Origin of the sequence: Streptomyces sp. NPDC048415 (assembly GCF_040651675.1) — a bacterium.
Lineage (GTDB): Bacteria > Actinomycetota > Actinomycetes > Streptomycetales > Streptomycetaceae > Streptomyces.
On sequence record NZ_JBEZKJ010000178.1, the window covers coordinates 1 to 7,948 of the forward strand.

The window sequence follows — 7,948 nt, forward strand, 5'->3', positions numbered from 1 at the left end:
TGCTTGCGCGTGATGTCACCGGCCGGTGCCTCCAGCTTGATGACGTCCGCCCCCAGCCACGCGAGGATCTGCGTCGCGGACGGACCGGACTGCACGTGCGTCATGTCGAGGACACGGATGCCTTCCAGAGCCTTGGTCGTCACAGGTCACCTCACTTGTCCGCTGCCTTGAGCGCCCTGGCGTCGCTGGTCGTGAAGCTTGCCCGGCACATTGCATACAGTCGACGGATACTGTATGAAGATTGTTATCCCGCATCCGATGGGTGATGTCCAGGGGTCGTGCAGCACTTTTAAGACAGGAGCCGAATCATGGACCTGTACGAGCACCAGGCACGGGGGCTCTTCGAGGAACATGGCATCTTGGTGCCGCGGGCCGAGGTCACGGGCTCGCCCAAGGAGGCGCGGGAGATCGCCCGCCGACTCGGCGGTCGCGTCGTCGTAAAGGCCCAGGTGAAGACCGGCGGGCGCGGCAAGGCGGGCGGCGTGAAGCTAGCCGCCGACCCGGCTGCCGCCGAGCTCACCGCGCGCCGGATCATCGGCATGGACATCAAGGGCCACACGGTCCGCAAGGTGATGCTGGCGCAGCCTGTCGACATCGAGAGCGAGTTCTACGTCTCGTACGTCCTCGACCGCGCCGCCGGACGCTTCCTCGCGATCGCCTCCGCCGAGGGCGGCATGGAGATCGAGGAGGTGGCCGCGACCAGGCCGGAGGCGGTGGCGCGCATCCTCGTCGACCCGGCGGAGGGGGTTACGTCGGCGAAGGCGTCCGAGATCGCGGAGGCCGCGGGTCTGCCGCCACAGACGGTCGACGTCCTGATGCGGCTCTGGCAGGTGCTGACCCGTGAGGACGCCGTCCTCGTCGAGGTGAACCCCCTCGTCCGCACGACCCAGGGGCAGATCCTCGCCCTGGACGGCAAGGTCACCCTGGACGACAACGCGCGTTTTCGGCAGGCACGTTGGGGCGAACAGGACGCCGAGCACGACGACCCCCTGGAGGCGGCGGCCGCGGCCAAGGGCCTCAACTACGTCAAGCTGGACGGCGAGGTCGGCATCATCGGCAACGGCGCGGGTCTGGTCATGTCGACGCTCGACGTGGTCGCCGGCTGTGGCGCCCGTCCCGCCAACTTCCTCGACATCGGAGGCGGAGCCTCCGCGCAGATCATGGCCGACGGCCTCTCGGTCATCCTCTCCGACCCGGCCGTGAAGTCGGTCTTCGTCAACGTCTTCGGCGGGATCACGGCCTGCGACGCGGTCGCCGCCGGCATCGTGCAGGCCCTGGACACCGTGCGGTTGACCAAGCCTCTGGTGGTCCGCCTCGACGGCAACAACGCCGTCCGCGGCCGCGCCATCCTCGACGGCCGCGCGCATCCCTTGGTGCAGCAGGCCACCACCATGGACGGTGCCGCGAGCCGTGCCGCCCAACTCGCCAACACAAGCTGAAGGAGCGGGACATGGCCATCTTTCTCACCAAGGAGTCCAAGGTCCTCGTCCAGGGCATGACCGGCGGCGAGGGCATGAAGCACACCCGGCGCATGCTCGCGGCCGGCACGGACGTCGTCGGCGGTGTCAACCCGCGCAAGGCGGGACGGACCGTCGACTTCGACGACCGCGCGGTGCCCGTCTTCGGCTCGGTACGCGAGGGCATGGCGGCGACCGGAGCCGATGTGAGCGTCGTCTTCGTGCCACCGGCCTTCGCCAAGGCGGCCGTCGTGGAGGCCGCCGACGCCGGAATCGGACTCGCCGTCGTCATCACGGAGGGCATCCCGGTCCATGACTCCGTCGCCTTCCGCGCGTACGCCGAACAGAAGGGCACGCGCGTCATCGGCCCCAACTGCCCCGGCCTGATCAGCCCGGGACAGTCCAACGCGGGCATCATCCCCGCCGACATCACCAAGCCCGGGCGCATCGGCCTGGTGTCCAAGTCCGGCACCCTCACCTACCAACTCATGTACGAGCTGAGGGACATCGGCTTCTCGACCTGCGTGGGCATCGGCGGAGACCCCGTCGTGGGCACCACCCACATCGACTGCCTCGCGGCCTTCCAGGACGATCCCGACACCGAACTGATCGTTCTCATCGGGGAGATCGGCGGCGACGCCGAGGAACGGGCGGCCGCGTACATCCGCGACCACGTCACCAAGCCCGTCGTCGGCTACATCGCCGGTTTCACCGCCCCCGAGGGCAAGACCATGGGGCACGCGGGCGCCATCGTGTCCGGTTCCTCGGGCACCGCCCGGGCGAAGAAGAAGGCCCTGGAAGCGGTCGGAGTGCGCGTGGGCGGCACCCCGACCGAGACGGCTCGGCTGGTGCTGACCCAGCTGGAAACGGAACGTGACGTCACTCATAGTTGACGTGGAGTGACTGTCGGAAGCGATCCGGCCTCACTACGTTCCTCCCTACATACGCGACCACTGGTCGCGCGGGCGGCATTCTGCGGTTCGGCAGATGCCAGGCCCCCCGCCCCCGATTGTGCACCGAGAGCGGAGACACCGAATGGCAACCACCCTCAACCCCACCAACCTCACCGTGAAGTCCGGAACCTCCTGGGCCGACGCGTGGCAGCGCTGCCTCGCCGTCGCCCCCGAGGCGTTCCGCGACGACCGCGTCCTCAACCTCTGGAACTCCGCCTGGCAGGCGGACGGCCGGGCGCTGCCCGCCACCAGCCCCGTCGACGGGAGCCCCATCGCGGGCCCGCCGCGTCTGGACGCCGCCACCGCCCAGCAGGCCGTACGCGCCTCGCTCGACCAGCACCGCGCCTGGCGCCATGTGCCCCTGGAGGAACGCCGCGCCCGTGTGGCGGCGACCCTCGACGCGCTGACCGAGCACCGCGAACTGCTCGCTCTCCTGCTCGTCTGGGAGATCGGCAAGCCCTGGCGGCTCGCGCAGGCCGACGTGGACCGGGCGATCGACGGCGTGCGCTGGTACGTCGACGGCATCGAGCCCATGGTGGAAGGCCGGGTCGCCCTCGACGGGCCCGTGTCCAACATCGCGAGCTGGAACTACCCGATGAGCGTGCTCGTTCACGCAATGCTGGTACAGGCATTGGCAGGCAACGCGGTCATCGCCAAGACCCCGACCGACGGCGGCGTCGCCTGTCTCACCTTGGCCAGTGCGCTCGCCAGGCGCGAAGGGATCCCCGTCACCCTCGTCAGCGGCAGCGGCCGCGAGCTCTCGGAGGCGCTCGTGCGCGCGCCTGAGATCGGCTGCGTCTCCTTCGTCGGCGGCCGCGACACGGGCGCCGCGGTGGCCACCGCCGTCGCCGACCTCGGCAAGCGGCATGTACTCGAACAGGAAGGACTCAACACCTGGGGCATCTGGAACCACACCGACTGGGACGCGCTGACGGCGGTCATCCCCAAGCTGTTCGACTACGGCAAGCAGCGCTGCACGGCCTACCCGCGCTTCGTCGTCCAGCGTGAGCTGTTCGACGACTTCCTCGCCGCCTACCTGCCGGCCGTCCGCACCCTGCGGGTCGGTCACCCGCTCGCGGTCGAGCACCCTGATGACCCGTACCCGACACTCGACTTCGGTCCGGTCATCAACGCGGCCAAGGCCAAGGAGCTGCACGACCAGGTTGCCGAGGCCATCAACCGGGGCGCCGTCCCGCTGCATCGCGGCAAGCTGTCGGACGCGCGCTTCCTGCCCGGCCAGGACACGGCGGCGTACGTCCAGCCCGTCACGATCCTGAACCCGCCGCCGTCCTCACCGCTGCACCACGCGGAGCCCTTCGGCCCGGTCGACACCATCGTCCTGGTCGACACCGAGGCCGAGCTGCTCGCGGCGATGAACGCGTCGAACGGCGCCCTCGTGGCCACCCTGTCCACGGACGACGAGGCGACGTACGACCGACTCGCCCCGCAGATCCGCGCCTTCAAGGTCGGCCACGGCAAGCCCCGCTCCCGCGGCGACCGTGATGAACTCTTCGGCGGGTTCGGCGCGTCGTGGAGCGGCGCGTTCGTGGGCGGGGAGCTGCTGGTGCGCGCGGTGACGCAGGGGCCGGCGGGGGAGCGGCTGCCCGGGAACTTCCCGGATTACCACCTCATGCCGTGAGGTGAGGGCGGGCGGCGTCCGTATCGGGGCGCCGCCCGTCGCGCACTCCGGCCAGTTGGCGTGCCGTGCGCGCGGTGACGGCGGGTACACGCTCGTGGGCGAAGGCCGGTGGGCAGGCTCGGCGGACGGACGACCGAAGTGCGCAGCCTGGCCGCAGCTCCTCGACATCCCGCGCTTCGTCGACGACCCGAAGCTCAACTCCCCTGTCGCCGGTCTCAGCATCGCCGCGCGCCGCGTGCGGGCCGACCAGCAGCGCGGGCACCCGCAGCGCGGGCACCCGCAGCCCGCGACCGCGGGTGGCTTCACATGGTCGTACCAGCCCCCCCGAGGATCGACTGCACGAGGGGGACGGACGTGGTGATCGGAGGTCGGGACTCCCCACCCTCGTATGAGGTCAGGAGGAGCAGCGACAGCATGAAGGTCGCGAGGAAGACGGCGGGGGTGGTCTTGGTAATTGCTCCGCACGAAGATCCGTAGCGTGCGGGGGCTGAACTGCCCGCTGGCGATCAGCACGGCGACCGGCGAAGTCCTGAACACCACACCGATGAAGGCCATCATCGCCTAGCTGACCGCGGTCACCACGGCCCGCGCGTCGTCGGCGAGCCTCAGCAGCTCGCTGGCCCCGTCGTAGTCGTGCGCTTTCTGCAGCGCCTCGATGATCTCGGCGTCAGTCTCCGAGGCCCCACCCACCCGACGAAGACCAGCACCGTCGCCGCGGTGGGCGGGCGCGCACCAGAAGGTGTCGCGCAGGTGCTCCCGCAGCGGCGGCAGCGCCCTCGGCCGCCGCCTCCCGGTAGTCCGCCAGTCACCCATGGTGAGACTGCGCGCGCACCCCATCTGCTCCCGCATATCCGCTCCGAGGGCCCGGATATGCAGGTGAAAGGCACTCCGAAACCTTGGTATTGTTGTCCATGTCGCCGCGGGGCACACCCCCGGTCAGGCGGCAGACACCTAGTCCGGGTGGCGGAATGGCAGACGCGCTAGCTTGAGGTGCTAGTGCCCTTTATCGGGCGTGGGGGTTCAAGTCCCCCCTCGGACACAACCACTGACGATACGCAGATGAGGGCCTCGACCTTACGGTCGCGGTCCTCGTTGCATGTTCGTAGCTGATGGTGATGCCCAGGGCTTCGTAGAGTGGGCCCTTCTCGTTGGCGTCAACAGCATGGATGTGCTGTGCCATATCGCCGAGCCTCTCAGTGATTGATCGGATCTGGTCGGCGGTGAGCTGTTGCTCTGTGTCCCGGGTGGCAGCGGGCAGCGCGTCGAGTTTCTTCTGTACCGCTTCTTTGTCTCGATGTGCCTCGTTGATCCATTGGGTGACGACGGCTGGGTCGGCTCCGGCTTCGAGCGCGGCCTGGTAGTGGGCGAGACGCCGCTCGCATTTCCTGCTGCGCGACCGGGACGGCAAGTACAACGAGGTGTTCGAAGCGGTCTTCAAGGCCGAGGAACTGGACGTGATCAAGAGTGCACCGCGGGCTCCTCGGATGAACGCACACTGCGAGCGTGTCATCCGCCGCGAGGTTCTCGACCGCGTCCTCATCATGGGAGAGGCGCATGCCCGACAGGAAAGACTCAGTGGCCGGCGCGCGCTCGGATACTCCCAGCACCGCTGCGTGTCAGGCCACGCCTCCCTGGTGTCGCAAAGAGTCATGCAAGTAGCGCAAAAAATGCACAAGTGATCGACGCTTTGATAGCAGCCTCAAGAAAATATCTCGCAGGAACCTTGTGGACGGTGCGCCTGGTCCTTACTGTCGCCTCACCTCACGACGTCCACTCCGCCTCGAACGTCCAAGGCGGTCGCGCCTTACGAGAGAAACGAGCTGGGGATGGCACGGAGCAGCAGCAGGAGAGCGTGGCGAAGAACCGTGGCGGTGGTCGCGGTGGCGGCCGCGGTCGGCCTCGGGCTCGGCGGGACGGCTCAGGCAGGCACGGAGAAGGCGGCGGGGGCCGTCGTGACGCGGGCGGGGCTGGATCCGGCGCTGGTGGCGGGGCGGGGGGCCCACCTCGGGTTCGCCGAGCAGGAGGCGGAGAACGCCGCGACGAACGGGACGGTCATCGGGTCGGACCGGAGCGCGTACACGCTGCCGGCGGAGGCGTCCGGACGGAAGGCGGTGACGCTGGAGCGGGGAGAGTACGTGGAGTTCACCCTGCCGAGCGCCGCCAACGCGATCACCGTGCGGTACAGCATTCCGGACGCGCCGGACGGCGGTGGCATCACGGCGCCGCTCGACGTGGCGGTGAACGGGCGCGACCGGACGACGATGACGCTGACCTCGCAGTACGCGTGGCTGTACAACCAGTATCCGTTCTCCAACGACCCGAAGGCCGGGCTGCTGCACGAGGACTGGTGGATCACCGAGTGCGGCTGTGTGCCCAGTGCCACCACTCCGGCGCCGGTGATCGCCAAGCCGTTTCGGCCGAACCACTTCTACGACGAGCAGCGTCTTCTGCTGGGCAGGACGTACCGGGCGGGTGACACGGTCCGGCTGACGGTCCCCACGCGCGCCGGGGCAGTGCCGACGACTGTCGACCTGCTCGACTCGCAGTTGGTCGCCCCGCCGCACATCGCGCCCGTCGCGGCGAACGTGCTCGCCTTTGGCGCAGATCCGACCGGGCGGCGGGACTCGGCCGGGGCGATCGACAAGGCGATCGCGTTCGCGCGGCGCGGGCACCTGAAGGTCTACATCCCACCGGGCACGTACCAGGTGAACCGGCACATCGTCGTGGACGACGTGACGATCGAGGGCGCCGGCAGCTGGTACACGATCATCAAGGGGCGCCAGGTCACGCTCGACGCTCCCGCCCCCGACGGTTCGGTGCACACCGGGGTCGGCTTCTACGGCAAGGACGCGTCGGCGGGCGGCAGCCGCAACGTCCATCTGTCGGGCTTCGCGATCGAGGGCGATGTCCGCGAGCGGATCGACACCGACCAGGTGAACGGCATCGGCGGGGCGCTCAGCGACTCGACGATCGAGGGCCTCTACATCCACCACACCAAGGTGGGCATGTGGTTCGACGGGCCGATGTCGAACCTGCGGATCACCGGCAACGTCATCACCGACCAGATCGCCGACGGCCTCAACTTCCACACCGGGGTGACGGATTCGGTGGTACGGAACAACTTCGTACGCAACTCCGGTGACGACGGCCTGGCCATGTGGTCGGAGAAGACCGGCAACGCCCGCAACACCTTTGACCGCAACACCGTGCAGACGCCGGTGCTCGCCAACGGCATCGCGATCTACGGCGGCACCGACAACACGGTCTCGGGCAACCTCATCGCCGACCCGATCCGCGAGGGCAGCGCCCTGCAGGTGGGCTCCCGCTTCGGTGCCGAGCCGTTCACCGGGCATCTGTGGATCACCGACAACACCACCGTGCGGGCCGGCACCTACGAGCTGAACTGGAACATCGGTCTCGGGGCCATCTGGTTCTACGCGCTGGAGAGGAACATCGACGCGGACATCCAGGTGGTCGGCGACGCCTTCCTCGACAACACCTACAACGCGATCATGCTCGTCGCCGACTGGCCGGTGAAGGACAAGTACTCGATCAGCAACGTGCACTTCAAGGACGTCAGGGTCGACGGCACCGGCACTTCGGTGGTCAGCGCCCGGGCCGCGGGGTCGGCGTCCTTCGAGAACGTGGACGCCCGCAACGTGGGCGCGGTGGGGGTCAACAACTGCGGGTCGTTCAACTTCCCTGCCACCGGTTCGGAGTTCTCGCTGATCGATCTCGGCGGCAACGACGGGGGCGGCACCACCGGTCCCTGGCTCGGGTCGTGGGAGCTGCCGAATACCATCTCCTGCGACGACCGTCCGCCGGTCGTCACGCCGTCGGCGCCGGCGCCCTGGTGACGTTCCGCCCCGGCGCAGGCCGCGGGGCCGTCCGCGAAGGCC

The 7,948-nt window shown here is 68.9% G+C and carries 7 protein-coding genes and 1 tRNA gene; 5 read left to right on the forward strand and 3 right to left on the reverse strand.

Going from position 1 to position 7,948, the window contains the following annotated elements; genetic code table 11:
- On the reverse strand, positions 1–143 hold a 143-nt coding region (locus AB0D27_RS44530), incomplete at its 3' end, for a CoA transferase (protein WP_362521170.1).
- A gap of 165 nt (positions 144–308) precedes the next feature.
- Here AB0D27_RS44530 and sucC point away from each other — a divergent pair.
- From sucC to AB0D27_RS44545, 3 genes are all read left to right on the forward strand, one after another.
- Complete coding sequence (gene sucC, locus AB0D27_RS44535; protein ID WP_362521154.1) at positions 309–1,439, forward strand: ADP-forming succinate--CoA ligase subunit beta; 1,131 nt, start codon at positions 309–311, stop codon at positions 1,437–1,439.
- An 11-nt stretch (positions 1,440–1,450) separates the two neighbouring features.
- The gene (gene sucD / locus AB0D27_RS44540) at positions 1,451–2,350 is read left to right on the forward strand and encodes a succinate--CoA ligase subunit alpha (protein ID WP_362521156.1); all 900 of its coding nucleotides are present in this window, start codon (positions 1,451–1,453) and stop codon (positions 2,348–2,350) included.
- Positions 2,351–2,492: 142 nt separating this feature from the next.
- A complete protein-coding gene (locus tag AB0D27_RS44545) occupies positions 2,493–4,049 on the forward strand; it encodes an aldehyde dehydrogenase family protein (RefSeq protein ID WP_362521159.1) in 1,557 nt (518 codons plus the stop codon).
- Positions 4,050–4,610: 561 nt separating this feature from the next.
- On the opposite strand, the gene AB0D27_RS44550 is transcribed toward AB0D27_RS44545, so the two are convergent.
- Complete coding sequence (locus AB0D27_RS44550) at positions 4,611–4,862, reverse strand: hypothetical protein (RefSeq protein ID WP_362521162.1); 252 nt, start codon at positions 4,860–4,862, stop codon at positions 4,611–4,613.
- Positions 4,863–5,003: 141 nt separating this feature from the next.
- Between AB0D27_RS44550 and AB0D27_RS44555 the strand changes: the two genes are divergently transcribed.
- Positions 5,004–5,088 (forward strand) — tRNA-Leu (locus AB0D27_RS44555).
- Here the strand turns inward: AB0D27_RS44555 and AB0D27_RS44560 are convergent.
- Positions 5,053–5,511: a hypothetical protein gene (locus AB0D27_RS44560; protein WP_362521165.1), complete on the reverse strand. Its 459-nt coding sequence runs from the start codon at positions 5,509–5,511 to the stop codon at positions 5,053–5,055. The two genes, AB0D27_RS44555 and AB0D27_RS44560, sit on opposite strands and share 36 nt — an antisense overlap.
- Positions 5,512–5,875: 364 nt before the next feature.
- On the opposite strand from AB0D27_RS44560, the gene AB0D27_RS44565 reads away from it, so the two are divergent.
- Positions 5,876–7,906 (forward strand): glycosyl hydrolase family 28-related protein, encoded by a 2,031-nt coding sequence (locus AB0D27_RS44565; RefSeq protein ID WP_362521167.1) that lies wholly within the window; start codon positions 5,876–5,878, stop codon positions 7,904–7,906.
- The last annotated feature ends 42 nt before the right edge of the window (positions 7,907–7,948 follow it).

What these genes read in the sequence shown, in the direction of transcription:
- AB0D27_RS44565 (WP_362521167.1), top strand. Translation starts at nt 5,876, where the DNA reads ATGGCACGGAGCAGCAGCAGGAGAGCGTGGCGAAGAACCGTGGCGGTG.
- AB0D27_RS44550 (WP_362521162.1), bottom strand. Translation starts at nt 4,862, where the DNA reads ATGGGTGACTGGCGGACTACCGGGAGGCGGCGGCCGAGGGCGCTGCCG.
- AB0D27_RS44545 (WP_362521159.1), top strand. Translation starts at nt 2,493, where the DNA reads ATGGCAACCACCCTCAACCCCACCAACCTCACCGTGAAGTCCGGAACC.
- sucD (WP_362521156.1), top strand. Translation starts at nt 1,451, where the DNA reads ATGGCCATCTTTCTCACCAAGGAGTCCAAGGTCCTCGTCCAGGGCATG.
- sucC (WP_362521154.1), top strand. Translation starts at nt 309, where the DNA reads ATGGACCTGTACGAGCACCAGGCACGGGGGCTCTTCGAGGAACATGGC.